28 protein-coding genes are annotated in these 26,027 nt (G+C 41.8%); 27 read left to right on the forward strand and 1 reads right to left on the reverse strand.

The window, feature by feature from the left end; all coding sequences use genetic code 11:
* Window positions 1–71 precede the first annotated feature (71 nt).
* The 25 genes from ACQYAC_RS04995 (at window position 72) to ACQYAC_RS05115 (ending at window position 22,508) form a co-directional block, all read left to right on the forward strand.
* Window positions 72–353, forward strand: coding sequence for a YqhV family protein (locus ACQYAC_RS04995; protein WP_058014699.1), 282 nt, complete (start codon window positions 72–74; stop codon window positions 351–353).
* Window positions 354–419: 66 nt separating this feature from the next.
* The gene (spoIIIAA, locus tag ACQYAC_RS05000; RefSeq protein ID WP_061408532.1) at window positions 420–1,343 is read left to right on the forward strand and encodes a stage III sporulation protein AA; all 924 of its coding nucleotides are present in this window, start codon (window positions 420–422) and stop codon (window positions 1,341–1,343) included.
* Window positions 1,337–1,852 carry a stage III sporulation protein SpoIIIAB gene (spoIIIAB, locus tag ACQYAC_RS05005; RefSeq protein WP_058014701.1) on the forward strand — a complete coding sequence of 172 codons (516 nt, stop codon included), beginning with the start codon at window positions 1,337–1,339 and terminating at the stop codon, window positions 1,850–1,852. Before spoIIIAA ends, spoIIIAB begins: the two co-directional genes overlap by 7 nt.
* Window positions 1,853–1,871: 19 nt before the next feature.
* Window positions 1,872–2,078, forward strand: a complete 207-nt coding sequence (gene spoIIIAC, locus ACQYAC_RS05010; RefSeq protein ID WP_003153142.1) for a stage III sporulation protein AC — start codon at window positions 1,872–1,874, stop codon at window positions 2,076–2,078.
* Window positions 2,075–2,488, forward strand: coding sequence for a stage III sporulation protein AD (gene spoIIIAD / locus ACQYAC_RS05015; RefSeq protein WP_144462743.1), 414 nt, complete (start codon window positions 2,075–2,077; stop codon window positions 2,486–2,488). Before spoIIIAC ends, spoIIIAD begins: the two co-directional genes overlap by 4 nt.
* A 19-nt stretch (window positions 2,489–2,507) precedes the next feature.
* Window positions 2,508–3,701 (forward strand): stage III sporulation protein AE, encoded by a 1,194-nt coding sequence (spoIIIAE, locus tag ACQYAC_RS05020; protein WP_429942854.1) that lies wholly within the window; start codon window positions 2,508–2,510, stop codon window positions 3,699–3,701.
* Between the two features lie 14 nt (window positions 3,702–3,715).
* A complete protein-coding gene (gene spoIIIAF, locus ACQYAC_RS05025) occupies window positions 3,716–4,348 on the forward strand; it encodes a stage III sporulation protein AF (protein WP_058014703.1) in 633 nt (210 codons plus the stop codon).
* Window positions 4,341–5,012, forward strand: a complete 672-nt coding sequence (gene spoIIIAG, locus ACQYAC_RS05030; protein ID WP_012010535.1) for a stage III sporulation protein AG — start codon at window positions 4,341–4,343, stop codon at window positions 5,010–5,012. The genes spoIIIAF and spoIIIAG overlap by 8 nt, the downstream gene beginning before the upstream one ends.
* Window positions 5,012–5,644 (forward strand): SpoIIIAH-like family protein, encoded by a 633-nt coding sequence (locus ACQYAC_RS05035; protein WP_003216063.1) that lies wholly within the window; start codon window positions 5,012–5,014, stop codon window positions 5,642–5,644. The genes spoIIIAG and ACQYAC_RS05035 overlap by 1 nt, the downstream gene beginning before the upstream one ends.
* 196 nt (window positions 5,645–5,840) lie before the next feature.
* Window positions 5,841–6,323: an acetyl-CoA carboxylase biotin carboxyl carrier protein gene (gene accB / locus ACQYAC_RS05040; protein ID WP_429942855.1), complete on the forward strand. Its 483-nt coding sequence runs from the start codon at window positions 5,841–5,843 to the stop codon at window positions 6,321–6,323.
* An 11-nt stretch (window positions 6,324–6,334) separates the two neighbouring features.
* The gene (gene accC, locus ACQYAC_RS05045) at window positions 6,335–7,684 is read left to right on the forward strand and encodes an acetyl-CoA carboxylase biotin carboxylase subunit (RefSeq protein WP_058014705.1); all 1,350 of its coding nucleotides are present in this window, start codon (window positions 6,335–6,337) and stop codon (window positions 7,682–7,684) included.
* Window positions 7,685–7,709: 25 nt separating this feature from the next.
* The gene (locus ACQYAC_RS05050; protein ID WP_058014706.1) at window positions 7,710–8,117 is read left to right on the forward strand and encodes an Asp23/Gls24 family envelope stress response protein; all 408 of its coding nucleotides are present in this window, start codon (window positions 7,710–7,712) and stop codon (window positions 8,115–8,117) included.
* Between the two features lie 210 nt (window positions 8,118–8,327).
* Window positions 8,328–8,723, forward strand: a complete 396-nt coding sequence (gene nusB / locus ACQYAC_RS05055; RefSeq protein ID WP_058014707.1) for a transcription antitermination factor NusB — start codon at window positions 8,328–8,330, stop codon at window positions 8,721–8,723.
* An 11-nt stretch (window positions 8,724–8,734) separates the two neighbouring features.
* Window positions 8,735–9,586: a bifunctional methylenetetrahydrofolate dehydrogenase/methenyltetrahydrofolate cyclohydrolase FolD gene (folD, locus tag ACQYAC_RS05060; RefSeq protein WP_024422943.1), complete on the forward strand. Its 852-nt coding sequence runs from the start codon at window positions 8,735–8,737 to the stop codon at window positions 9,584–9,586.
* Window positions 9,587–9,656: 70 nt separating this feature from the next.
* Window positions 9,657–11,003, forward strand: coding sequence for an exodeoxyribonuclease VII large subunit (gene xseA, locus ACQYAC_RS05065; protein ID WP_429942856.1), 1,347 nt, complete (start codon window positions 9,657–9,659; stop codon window positions 11,001–11,003).
* The gene (locus tag ACQYAC_RS05070; protein ID WP_003215880.1) at window positions 11,000–11,260 is read left to right on the forward strand and encodes an exodeoxyribonuclease VII small subunit; all 261 of its coding nucleotides are present in this window, start codon (window positions 11,000–11,002) and stop codon (window positions 11,258–11,260) included. Before xseA ends, ACQYAC_RS05070 begins: the two co-directional genes overlap by 4 nt.
* Window positions 11,244–12,140 carry a polyprenyl synthetase family protein gene (locus ACQYAC_RS05075; RefSeq protein ID WP_199800955.1) on the forward strand — a complete coding sequence of 299 codons (897 nt, stop codon included), beginning with the start codon at window positions 11,244–11,246 and terminating at the stop codon, window positions 12,138–12,140. The genes ACQYAC_RS05070 and ACQYAC_RS05075 overlap by 17 nt, the downstream gene beginning before the upstream one ends.
* Window positions 12,141–12,290: 150 nt before the next feature.
* Window positions 12,291–14,192, forward strand: coding sequence for a 1-deoxy-D-xylulose-5-phosphate synthase (dxs, locus tag ACQYAC_RS05080; protein WP_429942857.1), 1,902 nt, complete (start codon window positions 12,291–12,293; stop codon window positions 14,190–14,192).
* Complete coding sequence (locus tag ACQYAC_RS05085) at window positions 14,189–15,043, forward strand: TlyA family RNA methyltransferase (protein WP_429942858.1); 855 nt, start codon at window positions 14,189–14,191, stop codon at window positions 15,041–15,043. The genes dxs and ACQYAC_RS05085 overlap by 4 nt, the downstream gene beginning before the upstream one ends.
* Before the next feature lie 159 nt (window positions 15,044–15,202).
* Window positions 15,203–15,652, forward strand: a complete 450-nt coding sequence (gene ahrC, locus ACQYAC_RS05090; protein ID WP_058014712.1) for a transcriptional regulator AhrC/ArgR — start codon at window positions 15,203–15,205, stop codon at window positions 15,650–15,652.
* Between the two features lie 33 nt (window positions 15,653–15,685).
* Window positions 15,686–17,422, forward strand: a complete 1,737-nt coding sequence (gene recN / locus ACQYAC_RS05095) for a DNA repair protein RecN (protein ID WP_061408509.1) — start codon at window positions 15,686–15,688, stop codon at window positions 17,420–17,422.
* Between the two features lie 197 nt (window positions 17,423–17,619).
* Complete coding sequence (spoIVB, locus tag ACQYAC_RS05100; protein ID WP_058014714.1) at window positions 17,620–18,897, forward strand: SpoIVB peptidase; 1,278 nt, start codon at window positions 17,620–17,622, stop codon at window positions 18,895–18,897.
* A 286-nt stretch (window positions 18,898–19,183) separates the two neighbouring features.
* Entirely contained in the window at window positions 19,184–19,987 is an 804-nt protein-coding gene (spo0A, locus tag ACQYAC_RS05105) for a sporulation transcription factor Spo0A (RefSeq protein ID WP_012010520.1), read from the forward strand.
* 457 nt (window positions 19,988–20,444) lie between these two features.
* Window positions 20,445–21,545: a Rap family tetratricopeptide repeat protein gene (locus ACQYAC_RS05110; protein ID WP_427128295.1), complete on the forward strand. Its 1,101-nt coding sequence runs from the start codon at window positions 20,445–20,447 to the stop codon at window positions 21,543–21,545.
* A gap of 225 nt (window positions 21,546–21,770) precedes the next feature.
* Complete coding sequence (locus ACQYAC_RS05115) at window positions 21,771–22,508, forward strand: glycerophosphodiester phosphodiesterase (RefSeq protein WP_169057018.1); 738 nt, start codon at window positions 21,771–21,773, stop codon at window positions 22,506–22,508.
* Between the two features lie 37 nt (window positions 22,509–22,545).
* On the opposite strand, the gene ACQYAC_RS05120 is transcribed toward ACQYAC_RS05115, so the two are convergent.
* Window positions 22,546–22,779: a DUF2627 domain-containing protein gene (locus tag ACQYAC_RS05120; RefSeq protein ID WP_429942859.1), complete on the reverse strand. Its 234-nt coding sequence runs from the start codon at window positions 22,777–22,779 to the stop codon at window positions 22,546–22,548.
* 149 nt (window positions 22,780–22,928) lie between these two features.
* Between ACQYAC_RS05120 and ACQYAC_RS05125 the strand changes: the two genes are divergently transcribed.
* Window positions 22,929–25,001 carry a sigma-54 interaction domain-containing protein gene (locus ACQYAC_RS05125; RefSeq protein ID WP_306010856.1) on the forward strand — a complete coding sequence of 691 codons (2,073 nt, stop codon included), beginning with the start codon at window positions 22,929–22,931 and terminating at the stop codon, window positions 24,999–25,001.
* Between the two features lie 85 nt (window positions 25,002–25,086).
* The gene (gene yqiS / locus ACQYAC_RS05130) at window positions 25,087–26,022 is read left to right on the forward strand and encodes a phosphate butyryltransferase (RefSeq protein WP_081042322.1); all 936 of its coding nucleotides are present in this window, start codon (window positions 25,087–25,089) and stop codon (window positions 26,020–26,022) included.
* The last annotated feature ends 5 nt before the right edge of the window (window positions 26,023–26,027 follow it).

The following is a 26,027-nucleotide window of genomic DNA, read 5'->3' on the forward strand; positions in this document are numbered from 1 at the left end:
TTCCTTTCCGAAAAACAAGACTACTTCCAGCTAGACAAGCATATAGTGTAAAAAAAGCTGGAGGTTCTAGTATGAAACAATTTCTCCCGGGCATCCATCCATCAGTCGCTGCGATGGCAGGCATGAGGTTTTTATCAGCAGCGATTGAAATGACAGCCGCCATCCTCATTTTAGTCACAAATGATGTCCGAAAAGCGGTTGTCATTAATAGTATATTGGCGATCATTGGGCCGCTCATTTTTATTATCACGATGACGATTGGAATCTATCAAATCGCAGGGCAGCTATCCTATGCCAAGCTCGTCTTTATTTTCATTGGTGTCGTATTTATTCTTGTTGGGATTTATAAGTAAAACGGCTTGGCATAATTAGCGGCTCCGATCATACATTTTAGAGAAGAAAAAAAGGAGGGGAATTCGTTGCGGAGCTTGTTGGATATTCTCCCGCACTCGATTGGACAAGAACTTAGACTGCTAAAAGAAGCAGAATGGGATCAAATAGAAGAAATCCGCATTCGCACGGATCGTCCTATTGAATTAATGCAAAGAGGAAAACCGCGCTTTCTTTCTTATCACACAACAGGAGAAGATGCGTCTCAGTTATTAGGCAGGCTGAGCAATTACAGCATGTACACACTTGAAGAGGAGCTAAAGCAAGGCTACATCACCATTTCAGGCGGGCACCGGGTGGGACTTGCAGGAAAGGTGATCGTTGAAAACGGCATTGTCAAAGGATTAAGAGATATCTCTTCATTTAATATCCGCATCGCAAAAGAAAAAGTCGGGATTGCGCTTCCCTTTCTTCCTTATTTATATGATGAGCACTGGTGCAATACACTGATCATCGGTCCACCGCAAACAGGGAAAACGACATTATTGCGAGATATAGCAAGACTGGCTAGTACGGGCACAAAAGCAATTCCTCCTAAAAAAACAGGCATTATAGATGAGCGTTCAGAAATCGCTGGGTGTATAAGAGGGGTGCCGCAGCACCAGTTTGGACACCGGGTAGATGTGCTCGATGCGTGTCCAAAGGCTGAGGGCTTGATGATGATGATTCGGTCTATGAGTCCAGAGATCATGATTGTCGATGAAATCGGCAAACGCGAGGATGTGCAGGCACTTTTAGAAGCGATTCATGCGGGGGTCACCATTATCGTTTCCGTTCATGGCTATTCACTTGAAGATGTATATAAACGTCCATCATTGAAACCGCTATGGGAGCTTCGTGTGTTTGAGCGTTATGTTGAATTAAATCGCAAGGACGGTCCCGGCACGATCGGACGAATATATGACCAAGGCGGACAAGAGATGAAATGGAGGCGGGGAGTGGACGTATGTTAAAGCTCATTGGCGCTATCTTGATTGTCGCGGCTACGACTTGGGGAGGGTTCGAGTTTGCCAAACGATATAGCGACCGGCCGAAACAAATTCGACAGCTCCGGTTTGCGCTCCAGTCTCTTGAAGCTGAAATTATGTATGGTCAAACACCTCTAGCGCGTGCAGCAGAGCAAATTGCGTCACAAGTAGGCACTCCTGTGAATCGGTTATTTGAACAATTTGCAGAAAAGCTGAAAGGTGGAACTTTTTCTGCACGGCATGCATGGAATGAGAGTCTTGAGGATGTTTGGAAAAAAACCGTCTTAAAAAAAGGCGAATATGAGGCACTGAAGCACTTTGGAGAAACACTTGGCCAGCATGATGTCACGTCTCAGCAAAAATATATCAAGCTTGCTTTAGGTCATTTGGAATCGGAGGAGAAGGAAGCTGAAATCGCCCAAGCCAAAAATGAAAAAATGGTCAGAAGCCTCGGATTTTTAAGCGGATTACTACTGATTCTTTTATTGATGTGAGAGGAAGGGAGTCGAGAGCATGGGCGTTGATGTAAACGTCATTTTTCAAATTGCGGGAGTAGGCATCGTTGTGGCATTCCTCCATACGATTTTAGATCAAATGGGGAAAAAGGAGTACGCTCAGTGGGTCACGCTGCTTGGGTTTATCTACATTTTGTTTATGGTAGCAACCATTGTAGATGATTTGTTTAAAAAGATTAAAGCCGTATTTCTATTTCAAGGATAGGGGAGGGCTTACAAATCGAAATCATACAAATTGTTGGACTTGGTTTAATCGCTACTTTTTTAGCATTAATCGTCAAAGAACAAAAGCCAACCTTCGCCTTTTTGCTTGTTGTATTTACAGGGTGTGTGATCTTTCTTTATTTAATAGATCAAATCTATGCCATTATCTCGATGATAGAAAAAATTGCGGCAAGTGCCGGTGTCAACATGAAGTATGTTGAAACCATTTTAAAAATTATTGGCATTGCCTATATTGCGGAATTTGGCGCCCAGCTGACAAAAGATGCTGGACAAGGCGCCATTGCATCAAAAATAGAACTTGGCGGCAAAATTCTCATCTTGGTCATGGCAGTTCCTATTTTAACAGTCATCATTGAGACGATCTTAGGTATGATCCCGTCCATGACTTAATTGAAAAGAGGTGATGACAATGAAACGGGTGACAGCTGTTATGGGACTGATGCTTTTCTTCTGGCTGATCGCTCCGCACGCAGGTGCAGAAGAAAAAGAGCCATTATCAAATGAAGCACCAGCAGCAGAAGAAGTGGCGGCTGGACAAGCTGATGCACTTGAGCTTCATTCCATTAGTGACTTTTGGGAAACCATATTGGATGAGTATGGCGGCTTTCTGCCAGAAAGCCAAAAAGGAACAGTGAAAGAAATGATTGATGGCGATAAAGAGCTGTCTCCCAAGACATGGCTGAAAGCCTTTGTTCATTATCTTTTTCACGAGGTCATCGCAAACGGAAAGCTCCTTGGGACACTGATTTTACTCACCATCTTTTGTTCGCTTTTACACCTTTTGCAGAATGCATTTGAACAGAGCACTGTCAGTAAAGTCGCATACGCACTTGTTTATATGGTGCTGATCATTATTGCACTCAACAGCTTTCATGTGGCGATTTCTTATGCAACGGAAGCCATTCAAACGATGACCAGTTTTATTCTTGCTCTTATTCCTCTGTTATTAGCACTTATTGCTTCCTCAGGCGGGCTTGTCTCAGCCGGATTCTTTCATCCGGTTATCTTATTTTTGATGAATACGAGCGGCGTTTTTATTCAATATGTCGTTCTTCCGCTTATTTTTTTATCAGCGATATTGAGTATTGTCAGTACGCTGACTGAACAATACAAGGTTACCCAGCTTGCCCAGCTGTTAAGAAATGTGGCGATAGGCGGGTTAGCCGTTTTTTTAACTGTCTTTCTTGGTGTCATTTCTGTGCAAGGGGCATCTGCTGCGGTTACAGATGGTATCACACTTCGTACAGCCAAATTTATTACCGGAAATTTCATCCCCGTCCTTGGCAGAATGTTTACAGATGCGACGGATACTGTCATCAGTGCCTCTGTATTACTTAAAAATACGGTCGGACTTGTCGGCGTCGCTATTCTCATTTCAATTGCCGCCTTCCCTGCGATCAAAGTGCTCTCGCTAGCTCTTATATATAAGCTTGCCGCAGCCATTCTTCAGCCATTAGGAGGCGGTCCGATTATCAGCTGCCTCGATGTCATTTCAAAAAGTGTGCTCTATATCTTTGCTGCACTTGCTGTCGTATCGCTCATGTTCTTTTTAAGCATTACCGTCATTATCACTGCTGGCAACCTGACCATGATGATGAAGTAAGGAGGGGACACCTTTTGAGTTTTCTCACGGAATGGATCACAAGTATTATTCTCTTTATCTTATTTGCGATTGTCATTGATCTTCTGCTTCCCAATTCAAGCATGCAAAAATATGCCAAAATGGTCGTCAGCCTCCTGTTGATTGTCGTGATGCTCAATCCGATTTTTGCTTTATTTCGGGCAGACCCTGACCAAATTTTCTCAGAATTGATGAAGGGGAAGGAAGAAGCACAGTCAGAAGAAATAAAAAATCAAATGAATTTAGAAAAAAAAGAAATACAAGCCTCTCAGCGTGCATATATTTTAAAGCAAATGGCTGTCCAACTAGAAAAAAGCGCAAAGGAGCCACTGGAGAAGGAGAGCTATGAAATGAAACACGTAGAAGTGCAGGCAGATGTTGAGCACCTGGATCAGAATATGGAGGCGGATCAATTTCGCATCAAAGCAGTTCTTTCCCCGCTCACAGGTGATGCTGTAGAAACGGTGGCAAAGGTGGACATTGATCTCTCCAGGCAAAAGGAGGAAAGCGCTGGATCTTCTAGCAAAGAGATCAAGAGGGTGAAAGAGACGCTTGCTGATGTTTGGAATACGAGTCCTGAGCACATTGCGCTGAACATTGAGGGAGGTGACGCAGCAGATCATGAATAACAAGGACTGGAAACAAAAGCTGAAATCATTCTTGCAGCCGCCTGAAAAAGGTGAAGGGAAACCAAAATTAACGAAGCACCATTACTTGCTGCTTGTATTCATCATCGGCGTATCTTTCATGTTAGTCAGTCAGATCTTGTCACCGCCATCAAGCAAAGAACAAGCTGCTGTTCCTGCTTCTAAAAAAACAACCTCACAAGAGCAGGAGGTATTCAAGCCGGCATCGTCAAGTAAATCAAAGAATTCGATTGAGGATGTGGAGCAAGAATACGAAAATCAGCTGAAAGAAATTTTAGAGACCATTATTGGCGTTGAGGATGTATCGATTGTGGTCAATGTAGACGCAACTTCTTTAAAAGTGTTTGAAAAAAACAAATCCAATAAAAGCACAACGACCGAAGAAACAGATAAAGAAGGCGGCGTGCGAAGTGTCACTGATCAAACAAAAGAAGAAGAAATCGTCATCATCAAAAATGGCAATGAAGAAACGCCAGTCGTGGTGCAAACGAAAAAACCAGATATTCGAGGTGTTCTCGTTGTTGCTCAAGGAGTAGACAACGTTCAAATAAAGAAAACCATCATTGAAGCGGTTACACGAGTGCTTGATGTACCGAGCCATAGAGTGGCTGTTGCCCCTAAAAAAATCAAGGAGGATTCGGAATGATGTTAAAAAAACAAACGGTTTGGCTATTAACGATGCTAAGTTTAGTTGTCGTCTTAAGTGTGTACTATATCATGTCTCCACAAGGTGAAAATGCAGTGACAGTAGAAGAGATGAAATCAAAAGGAACGGAAGAGAAAAAGACTGAACCAGAAAAAGGAATGGATAAAGGAACAGAAAAAGGCGCTGATGAGAAGTCCACTGACAAAGAAACAAATGGTAAACAAGAGGATATCGAAACAAGCGGTGAAGAAGGAAAGGCTGTATCAGAGCAAACAGACGATGAGCTTTTTACAACATACAGATTAGAGCTTGAAGATAAACGAAGCAAGCAGCGCGAAGAGTTCAACGAAATCGTATCCAGTGATGATGCAACAGCACAAGAAAAAAGCGAAGCGTATGACCAAATGACAGCGCTTAGTGAAGCAGAAGGAACGGAGCGTCAACTTGAAACCTTAATTAAAACAAAAGGTTATAAAGATGCGCTAGTGAGTGCAGAGGGAGATAAAGTGAGCATCACAGTTCGTTCTGACAAAAAATCAAAGTCCCAAGCGGCCGATATTATTGATATGGTCACAAAAGAAATGAGAGGTCTTGATAACGTAGCGGTCACTTTTGAGCCCTCTAACGAATAAAAAATGAAAAGACGCCCTTTGCCGAAAAGGGCGTTTTTTGATGCGGTTTTGCGCCCTCTTCAAGATGCTCTCGCAAAGCGCTTCGCCACAATAGTAGTTGAATTCATTGAAATCCTCCTGTAAGATGGTTATAGTATGTACTTTTAGTACTAGCCTATAAAGAAAAAGATAAATCCATACATAGGGGTGCAAATCCATGTTAAAAATTGAAGAAATTCATGAACTGATTAAATTAATTGACGAATCTACTATTGATGAACTTACGTACGAAAACGAAGGTGCAAAAATCAAACTGAAGAAAAATAAAGAAGTCGTTCAGCAAGTTGCGGCACAAGCATCAGTGGCTCCTGTCCAAGCAGCTCCAGCTCAACAAGCTCCTAAAGCACAAGCTCCAGCTCAGACCGAAGCCCCTGCACAAGAGGCAGCTGCGTCTGATAATCTGCATAAAATTACATCCCCAATGGTTGGCACATTTTATGCTTCATCTTCACCAGAAGCAGGTCCTTACGTGACAACAGGTTCTAAGGTGAACGAAAACACAGTTGTGTGCATCGTAGAAGCGATGAAACTGTTTAATGAAATCGAAGCAGAAGTAAAAGGTGAAATCGTCGAAGTATTAGCTGAGAACGGTCAGCTTGTAGAATTCGGACAACCCCTCTTTCTAGTGAAAGCAGAGTAAGGAGTACGATCATGATTAAAAAGCTATTAATTGCAAACAGAGGAGAAATCGCAGTTAGAATTATCCGCGCTTGTAAAGAGCTTGGAATTGAAACAGTTGCGGTATTTTCGGAAGCGGATCGCGATGCGCTTCATGTTCAAATGGCTGATGAAGCATATTGCATCGGACCGACTGCTTCAAAAGATAGTTATTTAAATGTCACGAATATTGTTAGTGTTGCTAAATTAACAGGTACTGATGCCATCCATCCAGGATACGGCTTCCTTGCTGAAAATGCAGACTTCGCTGAGCTTTGCGGGGAATGCAATGTCATCTTTGTTGGGCCAACTCCGTCAGCGATTTCCAAAATGGGAACAAAAGATGTCGCGAGGGAAACAATGAAAGATGCTGGCGTTCCGATTGTTCCTGGTTCTCAAGGAATTGTAAAAGATCTTGATGATGCTGTTTCAACAGCAGCAAGTATTGGGTATCCTGTGATTATAAAAGCAACTGCCGGCGGCGGTGGTAAAGGAATCCGTGTAGCTCGTACCGAAGAAGAGCTCATTAACGGTGTCACCATCACGCAGCAGGAAGCAGCGCAAAACTTTGGTAACCCTGGCGTCTATTTAGAAAAGTTCATTGAAGACTTTAGACACGTGGAAATCCAAGTGCTTGCAGATCAGCATGGCAATACCATTCATTTAGGAGAGCGTGATTGCTCAATCCAAAGAAGAATGCAAAAGCTTCTTGAAGAAACGCCATCACCAGCGCTAAATGCAGACATCCGTGAGCAAATGGGTGAAGCAGCCGTAAAAGCTGCAGAAGCTGTTGAATACACTGGTGCTGGAACAGTCGAATTTATTTATGATTATAATGAAGAGAAGTTCTACTTCATGGAAATGAATACCCGTATTCAAGTAGAGCATCCTGTAACAGAAATGGTCACAGGTGTTGACTTGATCAAAGAACAAATTAAAGTGGCATCAGGTGAGAAGCTTTCTCTTACACAAGAGGATGTCGTATTTGAAGGATGGGCAATCGAATGCCGTATTAATGCAGAAAACCCAGAGAAAAACTTCATGCCATCAGCTGGTGAAATTAAAATGTATCTTCCGCCAGGCGGTTTAGGAGTACGCGTGGATTCTGCCGCTTATCCGGGCTATGTGATTCCGCCATATTACGATAGTATGATTGCAAAGGTGATCACATATGGTAAGACGAGAGAAGAAGCGATTGCGAGAATGAAACGTGCGCTTCAAGAATTCGTCATTGAAGGAGTCTACACAACAATTCCATTCCATCTAAGATTGCTTGAGCATGAAACATTTGTGAGCGGTAATTTTAATACGAAGTTTTTAGAAACATACCAAATCATGAAATAATCACAGCTTTCGGAGGTGAATGATCGTGTCAGAAAACAATTTGCTTGAAATGAACCTTGATGAAGATCAATTGGGAAAAGTGCAAATTGCACCAGAAGTGATTGAGGTCATTGCTGGGATCGCCGCTTCAGAAGTCGAAGGCATTGCCGAAATGCGCGGCAATTTCGCTGCTGATGTAGCAGAACGCTTTGGTAAAAAAAATCACCGTAAAGGTGTGAAAGTAGATGTCTCTGATGAAGGCATCACAATCGATGTATATTGTGTGATTGAATTTGGCCTATCCATTCCAAAGGTATCCACTGCTGTACAAGAAAATATCCGTCAAACTCTTTTGAACATGACTGCCTTAACGATTAATGAAATCAATATCCATGTCGTTGGTATTCAATTTGATACAAAATCAGCTGATGCTGAAGTAGATCAAGAAATGTAAAAAAGAGTTCAAGTGAAACCAAGGAGGCATCGCCTCTTTGGTTTTTTAAAGCCCATTTTTGGGTCATTTCCGAATAATGATGATCTCACACGTGGATTGATTCGTTTTTCGTGACAGCTCACATGGATCTTGGTGCGACCACGGTCAAAATATGTTATGATCTCTGTATGGCTTAACGACAAGCGGATAAAGTGGTTAAAGGAGTAAATAATGAAAAGAAGAACTGCAAGAGAAAAGGCGCTACAAACATTATTTCAAATTGATGTGAGCAATATTGATCCGAAAGAGGCCATTACACATGCGCTGGACGAACAAGAATCAGATCCTTTTTTTGAGGAGCTGGTTTTCGGTGTGCTTGAACAAAAGGACAAGCTCGATGACATGATTTCACAGCATTTAGTGAATTGGAAACTCGATCGTATTGCAAACGTAGACAGAGCCGTTTTAAGGCTGTCTGTGTACGAGATGGTGTATCAAGAAGATATCCCGGTTAGTGTCTCAATGAATGAAGCGATTGAACTGGCCAAATTATTCGGTGATGATAAAGCACCGAAATTTGTAAATGGAGTACTTTCAAACATTAAAAACGACCTAAAGCAGCAATAGGAGGATTCGACATGACAGCAACAATCATCGATGGGAAAGAAACAGCAAAAGAAAAGCGTGAGCAATTAGCAAAAGAAGTAGAAGAGCTAAAACAAAAAGGTGTCACACCTGGTCTTGCCGTTATTCTAATCGGTGATGATCCGGCTTCACTTTCTTACGTACGCGGAAAGAAAAAAGCAGCAGAAGCAATGGGGATGCATTTCCAGCTAGATCATTTAGATGCTTCTTTAACAGAAGAAGAATTGCTTCAGCTGATTGATCAGTACAATGCGAACGATCAATTTCACGGGATTCTTGTTCAGCTTCCACTGCCAAAACATATTTCTGAAAAAGCCGTGATTGAACGTATTTCACCTGAGAAAGATGTTGATGGTTTCCATCCATTGAATATCGGGAAAATGCTGCTTGGGGAAGACACATTCCTTCCATGTACACCAGCAGGTATTGTTGAACTACTAAACAAGACGGGTGTTAGTCTTTCTGGAAAAGAAGTCGTTGTTGTCGGACGCAGCAATATTGTCGGTAAACCAGTAGGACAATTGCTGTTAAACGAAAACGCAACGGTTACTTATTGCCATTCAAGAACAGCGAATATTTCAGAACATACGTTGAAAGCGGATATTTTAGTTGTTGCCGTCGGTCGAGCAAACTTTATTAAAGCTGACCAAATTAAAGAAGGCGCTATTGTGATCGATGTAGGAGTCAATCGTTTGGATACCGGGAAGCTTGTTGGTGATGTTGATTTTGAAGAGGCAAAAGAAAAAGCTTCTTATATCACACCAGTCCCTGGCGGAGTCGGTCCAATGACGATTACGATGCTTGCACATAATACGGTTAAATCAGCAAAACGTACATTAGCATAAGCTTTATCCATTCATCCACCTGCATACTGCTGGTGGATGAATGTGCGTTTTTGAGGAGGAGGAATACGTCATGAGTGAAAAAGCCTTTGTGACGGTCACAGCCCTTACAAAATACATAAAAAGAAAATTTGATGTTGATCCGCATTTAGAAGATATTTGGATCAAAGGTGAGCTATCCAATGTCAAGATTCATTCAAGGGGACATGTGTACTTCACCTTAAAAGACGAAAACGCCCGCATGCAAGCTGTCATGTTCCAGCGCTCTGCGGCGAAGCTGCCTTTTTCACCTAAGAGTGGGATGAAGGTGTTTGTACGCGGCGGAATTCAAGTCTATGAACCAAGCGGCAACTATCAATTATATGCAAAAGAAATGCAGCCTGATGGTGTTGGTGCTCTTCATCTTGCTTATGAAGAGCTGAAGAAAAAGCTAGCAAGTGAAGGCTTATTTGATGCGCGCTATAAAAAGCCAATCCCTGAATATCCAGAGGTTGTTGGTGTCATTACGTCTCCAACAGGAGCGGCTGTTCGAGATGTCATTACGACGATCAATCGGCGCTATCAGCAGGCGAAAATCATTGTGCTTCCGGCGCTCGTCCAAGGTGAGCATGCGACCCGTTCCATCGTAGAGCGAATCAAGGAAGCGAATGAAAAAAAGCTCTGTGATGTCTTGATTGTCGGAAGAGGAGGCGGTTCGATTGAAGAGCTTTGGGCTTTTAATGAAGAAGCTGTCGCAAGAGCCATCTTCGCATCAGACATTCCAATCATATCTGCAGTTGGGCACGAAACAGACTTTACGATCAGTGATTTCACTGCAGATATGAGAGCACCCACACCAACAGGAGCGGCCGAACTTGCTGTTCCAAGCACGACCGATTTAATAGAGCGAATCAAATCAATCGATATACGGCTAACAAGAGCAGTAAAGAATCGAACCTCACAAGCGAAAGACCGTCTTGTGGCGCTGCAATCCTCTTATGCCTTCCGTTTTCCAAAACGATTACAGGAGCAAAAAGAGCAGCAATTCGATTTGGTATTTGACCGTTTTCAAAAGCAGCTGACGAGACAAATTGAGCAAAAACGCAGTCAGCTAGACCGCCAGACATACAGACTGAAGCCGCTTCATCCTAAAGAACAGCTGCTTCAAGCGAAAAAACGACACGCCAATGAAACAGAACAGCTCATTCGCAGTATGAATGTGCAAATGAAAACAATTCATTCGCAGTTCCAATCGGTTCTTGGTAAACTAAATGCATTAAATCCACTTCAAGTGATGGAAAGAGGCTACAGCTTAGCCTATAAAGAAGAAGAACTAATAAAAAGTGTGAACCAAGTAGAGACGAAGGATCAGCTGACTATCACGATGAAGGATGGACGTCTAATTTGTGAGGTTATTGAGAAGGAGGGGCAATCATCATGACAGAATCCAATAAACAAAAAGAAGAACAAATGACATTTGAAGAGGCGATGAAAGGTCTTGAGGAGATTGTGGGAAAGCTCGAAGAAGGAGATGTACCACTTGAGCAGGCCATTCATTATTTTCAAGAAGGCATGACCCTTTCGAAGCTTTGTCATGAAAAATTACAGCATGTTGAAAAGCAAATGGATTTCATTTTAAAAGAGGACGGTGAGCTGGCTCCCTTCTCAGTGAAGGAGGCAGATGCTGGTGACAAGTAATTTAAATGAATTTTTAACAACACGAAAGCAGGCCATTGAAGATTATTTATTTACATATGTTCAGGAATTGACGATTCCAGAAGACCTGAAATCTTCTATGCTCTATTCACTTAAAGCGGGCGGGAAAAGGCTTCGACCTGTTCTCGTTCTTGCTCTTCTAAATGCTTACGGTAAAAACGAAGAAGACGGTATACCTGTCGGCTGTGCGGTTGAGATGATTCATACGTATTCCTTGATACATGACGACCTTCCTTGCATGGACGACGATGACCTTCGCAGAGGAAAACCGACGAATCATAAAGTGTACGGAGAAGCAACAGCGGTTCTCGCAGGTGATGCCCTTTTAACAGAGAGCTTCCGTTTGATTACATCACAGCTGTCAAGCAGCGTCTCTGCTGACAAAAAGATCAGAATTGTAGATGAGCTTGTAAAGTCAGCAGGTGCACTAGGAATGGTTGGCGGTCAGTTTGATGACATGGAAGCAGAGCAAAAACAAGTATCGCTTGCTGAACTAGAATCCATTCACGCCCGTAAAACAGGAAAGCTCCTCACGTTCAGCGTCGCAGCAGGTGGAATGCTGGCAGGAGCATCAGATGACGATATCGAGAAGCTAAGGGAATTCAGCTATCATATTGGCATTGCGTTTCAAATCCGTGATGATATTTTAGATCTCGAAGGAAGCGAAGAAAAAATCGGAAAACGGGTCGGCTCTGATACAGCAAATGAAAAGTCGACATATCCTTCTTTATTAACGCTTTCAGGAGCAAAAGAAAAACTGCATGAGCACATCACACGTGCAAAAGAAATTGTCTCCAATCTTCAATTAGAGCAGCAATTACTGCATGATTTATGTGATCTAATTGCCTCAAGAGATCATTAAAAACAGCCTAGATTTGAGGGTCCTCGAGCAATTGTGGTAAACTGTAAACAGTTTATTATGATGAGACAACTCTTATTCCCTACTGGTTTTCAAAGGAATAAGGCATTATAGATGTATATAGAAATTTTGTTGAAAGCGAGTTGATCCTAATTGGATCTTTTATCAATAAAAAATCCAACGTTTCTAAAGGGAATGTCAAATGCAGAATTAGAGGAGCTTAGCGCTGACATTCGCATGTTTTTAATTGAGTCCTTAGCTAACTCTGGCGGGCATATCGGTCCGAACCTGGGAGTCGTTGAACTGACTGTTGCGCTTCATAAAGTATTTGACAGCCCGAAAGATAAATTTCTCTGGGATGTTGGACATCAGTCTTACGTTCATAAGCTGTTAACGGGAAGAGGGGCGGAGTTTGATACACTTCGCCAATATAAAGGGCTTTGCGGTTTTCCTAAACGAAATGAAAGCGAGCATGATGTTTGGGAGACAGGTCACAGTTCAACCTCATTATCTGGTGCGATGGGTATGGCGGCAGCGCGTGATATCAAAGGGACAGATGAATATATCCTGCCGATTATTGGAGACGGTGCACTAACCGGAGGTATGGCGCTGGAAGCTTTGAATCATATCGGTGATGAAAAGAAAGATATGATTGTGATCTTAAATGACAATGAAATGAGTATTGCACCAAACGTCGGTGCGATTCACACAATGCTTGGCAGATTACGTACAGCTGGCAAATACCAATGGGTAAAGGACGAACTTGAATATTTATTCAAGCGCATTCCAGCTGTAGGTGGTAAGCTTGCTGCGACAGCAGAGCGTATCAAAGACAGCCTCAAATATTTACTTGTATCTGGCATGTTCTTTGAGGAAATGGGATTTACCTACTTAGGTCCTGTTGACGGACATTCGTATGAAGATCTTTTTGAGAATCTTGAATATGCAAAGAAAACAAAAGGGCCTGTTCTTCTGCATGTCATCACGAAAAAAGGAAAAGGCTATCAGCCGGCAGAATCCGATAAAATTGGCACTTGGCATGGTACGGGTCCATACAAAATTGATACAGGTGATTTTGTAAAACCGGCAGCAGCAGCTCCGTCTTGGAGTGGTCTCGTCAGTGAAACAGTCAGAAAGCTGGCACGGGAAGATGAGCGGATTGTTGCGATCACGCCTGCGATGCCTGTTGGTTCAAAGCTTGAAGGCTTTGCGAAGGAATTTCCAGAGCGGATGTTTGATGTAGGCATTGCCGAGCAGCATGCAGCCACAATGGCAGCTGGTCTTGCGACGCAGGACATGAAGCCATTTTTAGCGATTTATTCAACGTTCCTGCAAAGAGCCTATGACCAAGTGCTCCACGATATTTGCCGCCAGAACCTAAACGTCTTTATTGGCATTGACCGTGCTGGACTTGTCGGTGCAGATGGAGAAACCCATCAAGGTGTGTTTGATATTGCCTTTATGCGTCATATGCCAAATATGGTGCTCATGATGCCAAAAGATGAAAATGAAGGGCAGCACATGGTCAATACAGCTATTCAGTACGATGACGGTCCTATTGCCATGCGCTTCCCGCGCGGTAATGGGTTAGGTGTCAAAATGGATGAACAGCTGAAAACCATTCCGATTGGGTCCTGGGAGGTTCTTCGTCCAGGGAAGGATGCTGTGATTTTAACATTTGGTACGACGATTAAAATGGCGCTTCAAGCAGCAGAAGAACTTCAAAAAGAAGGGAAATCGGTTCGTGTTGTCAATGCTCGTTTTATTAAGCCTCTTGATGAAGCGATGTTAAAAGATATTCTTTCTGAAGGTATTCCGATTTTAACGATTGAAGAAGCTGTGCTCCAAGGCGGGTTTGGCAGCAGCGTTTTAGAATATATACACGATAAGAAAGCATCTCATATCAAAGTAGAACGTATGGGCATTCCAGATGAATTTATTGAGCATGGAAGTGTTGATGCCCTGCTTGAAGAAATTGGTTTGACGAAAGCACAGGTTGCTGACACTTTACGTGACCTGCTTCCCGCAGCACCAAGAAAAGGAATTGGATCATGACATCAAAGAAAGAACGACTTGACGTTTTATTAGTCGAACAAGGACTAATGGAAACGAGAGAGAAAGCAAAGCGTGCTATTATGGCAGGGATCGTTTACTCAAATGAAAACCGTTTGGATAAACCAGGAGAGAAAATCGCTCGTGATACACCGCTCACTGTGAAAGGGAACCCTCTGAAATATGTGAGCCGCGGTGGATTAAAGCTGGAAAAAGCGCTAAAAGAATTCGACTTAACTGTTGAAGGGAAATTGCTAATTGATATTGGTTCATCAACAGGTGGATTTACAGATTGCGCTCTTCAAAATGGAGCGGTCAAATCATATGCTGTTGATGTTGGCTACAATCAGCTTGCATGGAAATTAAGGCAGGATGACAGGGTAATCGTCATGGAGCGCACCAATTTCCGTCATTCCGTCCCGGCAGATTTTACCGAAGGATTGCCAGAAGTAGCGTCAATTGATGTCTCTTTTATTTCACTTAAACTCATTCTTCCGGCTTTAAAGCACATTCTTGTTCCGGGCGGAGACTGTATTGCACTCGTCAAGCCCCAATTTGAAGCAGGAAGAGAGCTTGTTGGGAAAAAAGGCATCGTGCGAGATCCGTCTGTCCACCTTGGTGTGCTGGAAGAGATGAATCAATTTGCTGCAAAAGAAGGCTATGATGTGAGGGATGTCTCATTTTCGCCTATTACAGGCGGAGACGGGAATATTGAGTTCCTTCTCCATTTAGTGCTTCACCCTGATCAAGAAGAGAATGCGGCACTTCCAGTTTCAGAACTTGAAAAGATCGTCAAGGAAGCCCATTCTGTATTGAAAGAAAAGAAAAACAGTCCTGAGCCGGCTGATACATGAGGTTGAAACAAAAGGAATAATAGCTCGCTATTATTCCTTTTTACATGGTCAAAAGATGAGAATTGACCGTTTCTTACGTAACGCTTGTTTTTTGAACTGTGGTTCATATAACATAGAACGTAAAGAAAAACTGAGATCAAACGCCTAGGGGGGTCAATAATGAATAAAGGTCAAAGGCATATTAAGATTAGAGAAATCATCGCGAGCCAAGAGATTGAAACACAAGATGAACTAGTCGATATTTTAAAAGCCGATGGATATAACATTACACAAGCGACCGTTTCAAGAGATATTAAAGAATTGCATTTAGTGAAAGTGCCGACGAACAATGGAACATATAAATACAGCCTTCCTGCGGATCAGCGGTTTAATCCGCTGTCTAAACTAAAGCGATCCTTAATGGATGCATTTATTAAAATGGATGCTGCCAGTCATTTAATCGTCCTCAAAACCATGCCGGGTAATGCTCAGGCGATTGGGGCTTTAATGGATAATTTAGATTGGGAAGAAATCATGGGAACCATTTGCGGAGATGATACCATTTTGATCATTTGCCGCACACCAGATGATACGGAAATAGTTTCAAGCAAAATTTTAGAGCTCCTATAAAGAATCAGGTTTACAAAAAGAGGTGGCAAATGAGTGTTAGCAGAACTAACCATTAAAAACTTTGCAATCATTGAAGAGTTAACGGTTTCATTTGAAAAAGGACTCACAGTCCTAACAGGGGAAACAGGTGCAGGGAAATCCATCATGATTGACGCTGTCTCACTTCTTGTGGGAGGTAGAGGGTCGTCTGAATTTGTTCGTTATGGTGAGAAAAAGGCTGAGCTGGAGGGGCTTTTTCTTGTACCAGCAGCTGACCACCCTGTATTTGCTTTATGCGAAGAGCAGGGAATTGACGCAACTGATGAAATGATGATCCTTCGCCGTGATATTAACAATAACGGGAAAAGCATTTGCCGCATCAATGGCAAGCTCGTCACAATCTCACTTTTACGCGAAGTAGGACGCCTTTTGCTCGATATACATGGACAGCACGATAACCAGTTATTGATGGAGGATGAAAATCATCTGCATTTACTCGATCAATTTGGAGCAGAAGAAATTGCACCTGCTTTGTCACAGTATCAAGAAGCATATGAGCAATATACAAAGACAGCCCAAAAGCTAAAACAGCTCTCTGAGAATGAGCAAGAAATGGTGCACCGATTAGATTTATTGCAATTTCAGCTAGAAGAGATTGAAGCGGCACAATTAGAGCCGGGAGAAGATGAGAAGCTTCAAGAAGAGCGCCATCAGATCAGCAACTACGAAAAGATCTTTTCCTCACTCCAAAACGCCTATAATGCCTTGCGCAATGAGCAGGGGGGACTTGATTGGGTTGGCATGTCATCGAGCGAGCTCGAGCAGGTTTCTGAGATTAACGACGATCTAAAAAAGCTTTCCGAACAAGTGTCGAACTCTTACTATTTATTAGAGGATTCGACGTTTCAAATGCGAAGCATGCTGGATCAATTAGAGTTTGACCCAGCACGTCTTGATTTTATTGAGTCTAGGCTGAATGAAATGAAGCAGTTAAAGCGAAAGTACGGGACGACGGTTGAGGAAATTTTGGAGTATGCGGCGAAGATTGAAGAAGAAATCGATCAAATTCAAAATCGAGACAGTCATCTGCAGACACTTAAAAACAAACTGGATGCAATGAGCCGTGACGCCCTGCTTGAAGCACTTAACGTTTCGGAGCTTCGTAAAAAATGGGCCAAAAAGCTAGCGAAGCAAATTCAAACAGAACTAAAGGATTTGTATATGGAGAAGTCAACATTTGATACATCCTTTTCCATTCGGTATGCGCCTTTTAGCAGCACGGATAATCCGCTGCTAGATGGAAAGCCCGTCCAGCTTGGGAAAAACGGAATTGACCAAGCTCAATTTGTGATTTCTACTAATCCTGGCGAACCGATGAAATCTTTATCAAAAGTTGCTTCTGGTGGAGAAATTTCACGTGTTATGCTCGCCGTGAAAAGTATCTTCTCAGCCAAACAAGAGGTCACTTCCATTATTTTCGATGAGGTGGATACAGGTGTAAGCGGCAGAGTTGCACAGGCAATTGCCGAAAAAATTTATAAAGTGGCGGCTGGCTCACAAGTGCTCTGCATTACGCATCTCCCGCAAGTAGCAGCAATGGCTGACACGCATCTCTTCATTTCGAAACGCTCTAAAGCTGGTAGAACACTGACAAACGTCAAACCATTAAGTCATGAAGAAAAAGTGAGTGAAATTGGCAGGATGATTGCGGGTGTCGAAGTCACTGAGCTGACAAAACAGCATGCAAAAGAATTGCTGCATCAAGCAAATGATGTCAAAACAACAGGGTAGCTGAAAAACCAGCTGCCTTTTTATATTGTGTCAAAATCGCTGTATATACCCACGAATTCGTCTTTTTCTTTTATCAATTTATCCAATCATTTTCTATAGCTGCTGGTTATAAATCAAAGCGAAGAAGGCAAAAGTAAAGATGTAGCCAAAACATGAGTGTTCTGGTGTGGGTAAGGAGCGAGGAGAGTGAAAAATGAATGCCCGAAAAGATGAGAAAAGCCATTGGTGTGATTCTCCTTGTTTCTTTAATAAGTACAGGGTTTATGAGCATAGTGAAGGAATACATCAGCATTCCAACAAATGTTGCTGTATTTGAAAAACAGAAGCACGCAATTGACACATCAATAGAAGCGTCAGCCAATGCTTCTTCACAAGCCTTTAGTCTTTCAGAGAAAAAGAATCAGCTTGAAGTAACAGGACAAAAGGCAGGAAAAGCCGAAATTGTTTATGATTTTAAAGGATTTCCTATTAAGAAAACAAAAGTCGACGTTCTCCCTGAATTAAAAGTTGTTCCTGGAGGACAATCCATTGGCGTCAAGCTCCACTCTGTAGGAGTTCTCGTTGTAGGTTTTCATCAAATCACAACAGCAGACGGCAAAAAATCACCAGGCGAAGCCGCAGGCATTCAATCAGGGGATATGATCATTGAAATCAATGGTCAAAAGATGGAGAAAATGAATGACCTCACCCCATTTATCCAGAAAGCAGGGAAAACAGGTGAAACGCTTCGTTTACTCATAAAAAGAGACCATAAAACCTTTCAAACAACATTAACACCCGCAAAAGATGCAAGTGAAGGCACCTATCGAATTGGTCTTTACATTCGAGATTCCGCCGCAGGAATCGGCACGATGACCTTCTTTGAACCATCTTCTAAAAAATATGGTGCCCTTGGGCATGTCATTTCTGACATGGATACAAAAAAACCAATTGTTGTCGACAATGGTGAAATTGTCAGATCAACCGTAACATCGATTGAAAAAGGCACAGGAGGCAATCCTGGAGAAAAATTGGCGAGATTCTCTTCCGAACGAAAAACGATAGGGGATATCTCCCGCAACAGTCCATTTGGTATCTTTGGTACGTTAACCGAAAAGCTTGAAAATCATGTATCAGACAAACCGCTTCCAGTTGCTTTATCAAATGAAGTGAAAGAAGGTCCAGCAGAGATTTTAACCGTTGTGGATCATGATAAGGTGGAGAAGTTTGATATTAAAATCGTCAGCACGACTCCGCAGAAATTCCCGGCAACAAAAGGGATGGTATTAAAGGTAACAGATGAGCGTCTTTTAAGTAAAACGGGCGGTATCGTCCAAGGTATGAGCGGAAGCCCCATCATCCAAAACGGAAAAGTCATTGGGGCGGTCACACACGTCTTCGTCAATGACCCGACAAGCGGCTACGGCGTACACATTGAATGGATGCTGTCAGAAGCAGGCATCGACCTTTATCAAAAAAACAAAAAAGCAAGCTGATCATCAAACTGCCGCGAATCTTCCGGCAGTTTTTTTCTCCTCTTTCTTTCTCTGTCATCATGTTATAAAATAAGGAAAAAGAGATTTTTCGACAAAATGAAAAATGGTATGTTGTCAAATTGCAATAATCGTCGATTCGTTAAGAAAAACGTAGAAAAAGCTAGATAATGCTCTATTATTCGGAAAATTAAAGTTTTTTAAAGGGGATAGCATGGTTTTGTCGAATTGAACACTCAGAAGAGAAATACAAAAGACTAAAGGAAATCGACATTGGGGAGGAAAGAACGTGGAGAAAATTAAAGTGTGTGTAGCTGATGACAATCGAGAGCTTGTTGGCCTTTTGACAGAGTATATTGAGGGACAGGAAGATATGGAAGTACTTGGCGTGGCGTATAATGGTCAGGAATGTCTGACATTATTTAAAGATAAAGAGCCCGACGTTCTCCTCTTAGATATTATCATGCCTCATTTAGATGGCCTTGCTGTACTGGAACGCCTCCGTGAAAACAATGACATGACCAAACAGCCGAGTGTGATTATGCTAACGGCGTTTGGACAAGAAGATGTCACGAAAAAAGCAGTTGATTTGGGCGCATCCTATTTCATCTTAAAGCCATTTGATATGGAAAACCTAGTCGGTCATATTCGTCAAGTCAGTGGAAACGGCACACAAGTCACCCATCGATCTTCATCTATCCAAAACAGTGTTCTTCGAAATAAACCTGAACCGAAGCGTAAAAACTTAGATGCGAGCATTACGACGATTATTCATGAGATTGGTGTACCTGCTCATATTAAAGGTTACTTATACTTAAGAGAAGCCATTTCGATGGTGTACAATGACATCGAGCTTCTCGGAAGCATCACAAAAGTGTTGTATCCAGACATCGCGAAGAAATTTAACACGACCGCGAGCAGGGTAGAACGAGCAATTCGTCATGCGATTGAAGTGGCTTGGAGTAGAGGAAACATTGACTCCATTTCCTCACTCTTTGGTTATACAGTCAGCATGTCTAAAGCAAAACCAACCAATTCTGAATTTATCGCAATGGTGGCTGACCGTCTGCGCTTGGAGCATCGAGCTAGCTAGTTCATTTTTATAGAAAAACGTTTCTTCAAAGAGGCGTTTTTTTATTTTGAAAAAATATTGTAAAAAATTGGTTGTATTGATACAATCATCTTATTGTTTCATTTGGACAACTCAGCTTGATTTATTTTCAGAATAAAATGAAAAATAAAGCATGAAAGAAATGGGTATGACATAAATTAGTGGTAATCAGCTACGCCAATCAATTGTTTGGTCTTCAAAATAGTAGAAGGAAACGCTCATTCGTAAGAAAAAGGATGAGAGGAAAAGGTCTGATGAATTTGGTAAATAAAGCAAATGAGATCGAAAGTTCTATTGCTATTGACCTGATTGGTTGGCGTTTTAAAGTCACTGGCTTCTTAGAGATTGTGCCATTTGAACTGAATATTCCCATTGTCGAATTTAATAATTTTCACATTCTTTTACTATGCTATAATAATGAAAAGAAGAGGGTGAGGTTATGGGAAAGCTGAAAATCCACTCTGCTGAGGTAGCGAACGAAATTAGCAAGTGGACGAGGGTCATTTCTCAAAATGACCTAGAAAAATCTGCGATCTATAAAGAGAAAATTCAGAATTTGCTAAAAAATACAGATGAAGACCGCGAAGTTCTCCTGTATTATCAGCTTGTTAATGGCAGACATGAAATGTTACTTGGAAATATTGAAAAAGCCAATCACATTATGAAGAGTGTCGGAACGCTTGATGAGAAAGTAGATGACATTATTAATTTTTATTTTTACTTTTACAAAGGTCAATATGCTGCATATGTGAAAAAATATGATGAAGCCATCAGCTTTTACAAAATTGCAGAACAGCGTCTAAAACGTGTGAATGAGGACCTTGAAGTAGGGACTTTTCATCATAAGGTTGCTTCAATTTATTACGAACTGAAACAAAATTTCATATCCATTAATCATATCAAAAAAGCCATCGATACGTTCAAAGCGCATGAAGAATATACAGCGCAGGCGATTGACAGCTTGATTTTACATGCAAGTAATTGTATCGATTTGATCCAATTTGACGAAGCGGAGGAAAAATACCAAGAAGCACTTGAGAAAAGTAAACGTATTAACAATGAAGTGCTGATTGGGAAATGCTATCACAATTTAGCCGTTCTTTATTATGCGAAACATGATTACGAAAACAGCGCACAATATGCCAAAAAAGGGATGGGCATTCAAATGCACCGTGACAATAGCCATTATTACATCCAATCTTTATATGTTCTGGCAAATGCCTTGGTTCATCTAGGAGATCAAGAGGCGAAGGAATATATTAAAGAGGGCATTCAGTATAGTTGTGATATCCAAAATAATGAATATATAGTAAAATTTGAAATTTTAGATTTGATGTGCGAAAATAGTGGAGCAGCAGACTTATTCTCTGAAAAATTAGACTACATAGAAAAAAATAGATTATATGTGGAGCTTGAGGATTTGTCTGAACAAATATCGAAATACTTCAAGGAACGAAATGACTATCAAAATGCCATACGTTTTCTTGAAAAGAAATTCGATGCACAAATACTTCAAAAGAAAGTGGAGGTTATCTTATGAAAAAGTTGTTGTTAGGTTTAACCGTTGTTACAGCAGTCGCAGTTGTTTCTTCCCTTTTTGCTCTTGACGCAGAGACGACAGAGCAAGCCATCAGAGCGATTACGTGATCGAATTTATACAGAACCTCTTCGTACGAATCAGAAGAGGTTTTTTTATGTGCTCAAACTGGAAAAACGAAAAGAGAGACGTCATAATGAAAGGAAGCATCATACTTAGAGGTGACATATGACGAAAATTTTTGCACACAGAGGTTTTAAAGGCATCTATCCTGAAAATACCATGATAGCCTTTGAGCATGCACTTCATTCTGGGGCTGACGGAATTGAGCTGGATGTTCAGTTGACGAAAGATGGCAGGCTTGCTGTTATTCACGATGAGAAGCTGAATAGAACAACCAATATGAAAGGCTTAGTGAAAGACCATACATATGAAGAGTTAAAAGCAGGAGATGCGAGTCATTCTTTTTATGAAGAAACCGGTGCTGTATCCATTCCCCTTTTAGAAGAAGTATTGGAGCTAGTGACGCAGCAATCATCTCTCATCATCAATATTGAACTGAAAAACTCCATTTATCGATATCCTGGTATTGAAGAGAAAGTAAAAGAGCAAATTGAACATTTTCAAATAGAAGATCGTGTACTAGTCTCATCGTTTCATCACGGCAGTTTAGCTCTTTTTCACAAGCTGATGCCGCATGTTGAGCTTGCTGTTCTCACAATGGATGTCATTCATCAGCCAGAGATGTACATAAAAACAGTACCTGCAAGAGGTTATCACCCCAATTTAAAGGGCGCAGGGGTAACAAAAGAAGTCGTATCAGCTCTCCATGCTGCCCAGCAAGTGATCAGGCCATTTACAGTAAACAGTGAAAAGCAAATGAAAAACATGTTTTCCTTAGGTGTCGATGGGATTTTCACAGATTTTCCTGATAGAGCCGTCGAAATAAGAGAAGAAATGAAATAAAGACCTGCTGTCATCAGCGGGTCTTTTTTCGTGTTTATCACTGCTTAAAGCGAGTAGTCACTTTATTGCGTTTGCGGTCTCTATATAAAATAAAGCCAGCAACTACATAAAGACCTCCGCCTAAAAATAATAACCCTGCAATTCCTTGCAGCCATAAAAATGGAAATGGTGAAATGATGATACCGAAAACAGTGTCGCGCAAAAGCTTAATTCCAAGTGCAGCAAGCGCGCCAGGTATTAAAATAATCACTAATGCAAGTATTCTCCCCATCAAATGTCCCCTTAAACGTCATTTACTTCCATTGTCTAATTCAAAAAATATTTTGTCAAGAAAGGAAAACGTGGTAATATAAGAGTTGTGCAATTTTTTGCAACGGAAAAATATGGTGTGCAAAATTTTTCATATAAAGGGGTAACGGGATGCAGAGAGTCTTGATTGTCGGTGCAGGACAGGGTGGATCAGCATTACTTGAAACATTGCTGAAAACAAATATGATTCAAATCGTTGCAATTGCCGACCTTGATCTTGGGGCACCGGGGATGGTAGAAGCGAAAAAGAATGGAATTGATACGACAACGAATTGGAAAGAATACATAAAAGATGACATTGATATCATCATTGAAACAACGGGCAGTTCAGCTGTCCTTAAAGAACTGATGGAAGAAAAAGCAGAGCAGTCTGTCATTGTTCCAAGTTCGATGGCATACGTCATTTCAGAATTAATGTCAGAAAAGCATCAGCTCATTCAAATATTAAAAGAACAAACCTATAAACATGATCGCATTTTTAATGCAACGAACGATGGCATGATTTTTATTAATATGGATGAAGAAGTTGTTCTGTTTAATCGATCGGCTGCCAAAATGGTTGGACGTTCGCAAAAAGATGCGATTGGCCGGCACATACGTGAAGTGATCCCAAATACAAAACTCCCCGATATTTTAAGGTCGAGGGAGCCAGAATTTCATCAAAAACAATTTCTGAATCAGCAAATACAAATTGTCACAACGCGTTTGCCGATTATTGATGACGCAGGAAGAATGCTAGGCGCTCTATCCATTTTTAAAGATATTACAGATGCAGTGGAACTTGCAGAAGAAGTCACAAACCTCAAAGAAGTGCGCACGATGCTTGAGGCGATCATTCAATCATCAGATGAAGCGATATCCGTCGTAGATGAGCAGGGGAAAGGAATTTTAATTAACCGAGCTTATACGAAAATGACGGGATTAACAGACAAAGAGGTTGTGGGCAAACCTGCGGGTGCGGATATTTCTGAAGGGGAAAGCATGCATTTGAAGGTGCTTGAAACAAGAAGGCCAGTTCGAGGCGTCAGAATGAAAGTCGGACCTAATAAGAAGGATGTGATTGTCAACGTAGCACCAGTGATCGTTGATGGCATTTTAAAAGGCAGTGTCGGCGTCATTCATGACGTATCAGAAATTCAATCACTCACGAATGAATTAAATAAAGCAAGACAGCTCATCCGAACACTTGAGGCAAAGTACACTTTTGAAGACATTATTGGAGAAAGTGAGCAAATGCTTGTGGCGCTTGAGCAGGCAAAGCTAGGGGCTAAAACACCAGCCACCATTTTACTCAGGGGAGAGTCAGGGACTGGAAAAGAGCTATTTGCGCACGCTATACACAATGAAAGTGACCGGAAATATAATCGCTTTGTGAGAGTCAACTGTGCTGCCTTATCAGAAACACTTTTAGAGTCAGAGCTTTTTGGCTACGAGGAAGGTGCATTTTCTGGTGCGAGGCGCGGCGGGAAGAAAGGGCTGTTTGAAGAAGCGAATCACGGCAGTATCTTTTTAGATGAAATTGGTGAAATGACGCCAAGTACACAAGCAAAATTATTACGCGTCATGCAGGAGAAAGAAATTGTGAGAGTAGGCGGAACAAAAGCGATACCAGTTGATGTGCGTGTGATTACCGCAACAAATGTCAACATTGAAAAAGCGATGGCGGAAGGAAAGTTCAGAGAGGACTTATATTATCGGATGAACAGATATCCGATCTCCATTCCGCCTCTAAGGCAGCGCCTTGAAGATATTGACTCATTAAGCAAACGTCTTATTCAGAAAATCAATTTAGACTATGGTCGAAATGTGAGCGGCTTAACAGAAGGTGCGCTCGATAGACTTCGGTCTTACAGCTGGCCTGGAAACGTGAGAGAACTGGAAAATGTCCTTGGACGAGCCATGATCTTTTTGAATCCGCAAGAAGAATGGATCGATGAAGATCATATTTCCTTCATGGAGTCAGAAGAGCAGGAAGAAAAAGAGCAGCAGGAACTAGCTGTCAGTCAATTTGAGGGAGAGACTCTTTCGGATGCTGTTGAAGCGTTTGAAGCGCAGTTGATTAAACAAACCCTTGAAAAGCATCAATTCAACCGTACGAAAACAGCGAAAACGTTAGGGATTAGCATTCGTAACCTTTACTATAAAATGGATAAATATCAACTTGCAAAAGATAGCATGCAATAAAATGCACGTTACCTGCAAAAAATTGCACGTATTTCTTGTGGAATGCCTCATTTCACTGCATTTCAAGTTGGCATAGAACTTGCATATGAAAAACCATGAACCCGAGCATAAGGAAAGGTGGGCATATATGAAGCTTGACGATCTGATTATGAAAGCCGCCCAGCTGCAGAATAAAACTGCTGCTGTGGCTCATGCAGAAGACGAAGAAGTGCTTCATGCCATCAAAATGGCAATTGAACGCAAGGTCGCTCGCTTCCTACTGGTTGGGAACAAACGCAACCTGAAGGAGCTGGTGAAACAGCATGAGATCAATGAAGACTGGATAGATATTATTCATTCGGATTCTCCTGAAGAATCAGCCAAGATTGCCGTGCAGGCAGTGAGTGAGAAGCATGCAGATATATTGATGAAGGGGCATGTCACGACAGCCGTTCTTTTAAAAGCGGTGCTGAATAAAGAGTACGGACTGCGGACGGCGAGTGTTCTATCACATGTCGCGGCATTCGAAGTGCCGGGCTTTGATCGTTTTATTTATGTCACAGATTCTGCGATGAACATCGCGCCGGATTTAAACATGTTCAAAGAGATCACGATCAATGCTGTTCAAGTAGCACAAGCTGTCGGAAACGACATGCCAAAGGTGGCTGTGTTATCTGCGGTAGAGGTCGTGAACCCGGCAATGGATTCCACTTTGACAGCGGCAAGCCTGGCGCAAATGAATAGGCGAGGGCAAATTTCTGGCTGCCTCATTGACGGGCCGCTTGCTTTAGACAATGCGATTTCTCAAACAGCAGCTTCTCATAAAAATATTACGAGTGATGTCGCCGGTCATGCAGATATTTTGCTTGTGCCAACGATTGAAGCAGGGAACATTCTTTATAAATCTCTCATCTACTTTGCGCATGCAAAGGTGGGAGCTGTGGTGGCAGGAGCGAAGGCGCCGATTGCTTTAACAAGCAGGTCGGATACAGCTGAAAGTAAGCTTTATTCAATTGCACTTGCCATCTGTACATCAAATTAAGCGAA

Source organism: Bacillus sp. MM09(2025), from assembly GCF_050496725.1.
Taxonomy (GTDB): Bacteria; Bacillota; Bacilli; order Bacillales; family Bacillaceae; genus Bacillus; species Bacillus pumilus.

Bases quoted from the DNA above. Each gene is read 5' to 3' on its own strand.
- yqiS (WP_081042322.1), top strand. From the start codon at position 25,087: ATGAAAAACCATGAACCCGAGCATAAGGAAAGGTGGGCATATATGAAG.
- folD (WP_024422943.1), top strand. From the start codon at position 8,735: ATGACAGCAACAATCATCGATGGGAAAGAAACAGCAAAAGAAAAGCGT.
- ACQYAC_RS05035 (WP_003216063.1), top strand. From the start codon at position 5,012: ATGTTAAAAAAACAAACGGTTTGGCTATTAACGATGCTAAGTTTAGTT.
- ACQYAC_RS05070 (WP_003215880.1), top strand. From the start codon at position 11,000: ATGACAGAATCCAATAAACAAAAAGAAGAACAAATGACATTTGAAGAG.
- spoIIIAE (WP_429942854.1), top strand. From the start codon at position 2,508: ATGAAACGGGTGACAGCTGTTATGGGACTGATGCTTTTCTTCTGGCTG.
- ACQYAC_RS05125 (WP_306010856.1), top strand. From the start codon at position 22,929: ATGCAGAGAGTCTTGATTGTCGGTGCAGGACAGGGTGGATCAGCATTA.
- ACQYAC_RS05110 (WP_427128295.1), top strand. From the start codon at position 20,445: ATGGGAAAGCTGAAAATCCACTCTGCTGAGGTAGCGAACGAAATTAGC.
- ACQYAC_RS05115 (WP_169057018.1), top strand. From the start codon at position 21,771: ATGACGAAAATTTTTGCACACAGAGGTTTTAAAGGCATCTATCCTGAA.
- accB (WP_429942855.1), top strand. From the start codon at position 5,841: ATGTTAAAAATTGAAGAAATTCATGAACTGATTAAATTAATTGACGAA.
- accC (WP_058014705.1), top strand. From the start codon at position 6,335: ATGATTAAAAAGCTATTAATTGCAAACAGAGGAGAAATCGCAGTTAGA.
- spoIIIAC (WP_003153142.1), top strand. From the start codon at position 1,872: ATGGGCGTTGATGTAAACGTCATTTTTCAAATTGCGGGAGTAGGCATC.
- ACQYAC_RS05075 (WP_199800955.1), top strand. From the start codon at position 11,244: ATGCTGGTGACAAGTAATTTAAATGAATTTTTAACAACACGAAAGCAG.
- ahrC (WP_058014712.1), top strand. From the start codon at position 15,203: ATGAATAAAGGTCAAAGGCATATTAAGATTAGAGAAATCATCGCGAGC.
- ACQYAC_RS04995 (WP_058014699.1), top strand. From the start codon at position 72: ATGAAACAATTTCTCCCGGGCATCCATCCATCAGTCGCTGCGATGGCA.
- nusB (WP_058014707.1), top strand. From the start codon at position 8,328: ATGAAAAGAAGAACTGCAAGAGAAAAGGCGCTACAAACATTATTTCAA.
- ACQYAC_RS05120 (WP_429942859.1), bottom strand. From the start codon at position 22,779: ATGGGGAGAATACTTGCATTAGTGATTATTTTAATACCTGGCGCGCTT.
- spoIIIAB (WP_058014701.1), top strand. From the start codon at position 1,337: ATGTTAAAGCTCATTGGCGCTATCTTGATTGTCGCGGCTACGACTTGG.
- xseA (WP_429942856.1), top strand. From the start codon at position 9,657: ATGAGTGAAAAAGCCTTTGTGACGGTCACAGCCCTTACAAAATACATA.
- spoIVB (WP_058014714.1), top strand. From the start codon at position 17,620: ATGCCCGAAAAGATGAGAAAAGCCATTGGTGTGATTCTCCTTGTTTCT.
- ACQYAC_RS05085 (WP_429942858.1), top strand. From the start codon at position 14,189: ATGACATCAAAGAAAGAACGACTTGACGTTTTATTAGTCGAACAAGGA.
- spoIIIAG (WP_012010535.1), top strand. From the start codon at position 4,341: ATGAATAACAAGGACTGGAAACAAAAGCTGAAATCATTCTTGCAGCCG.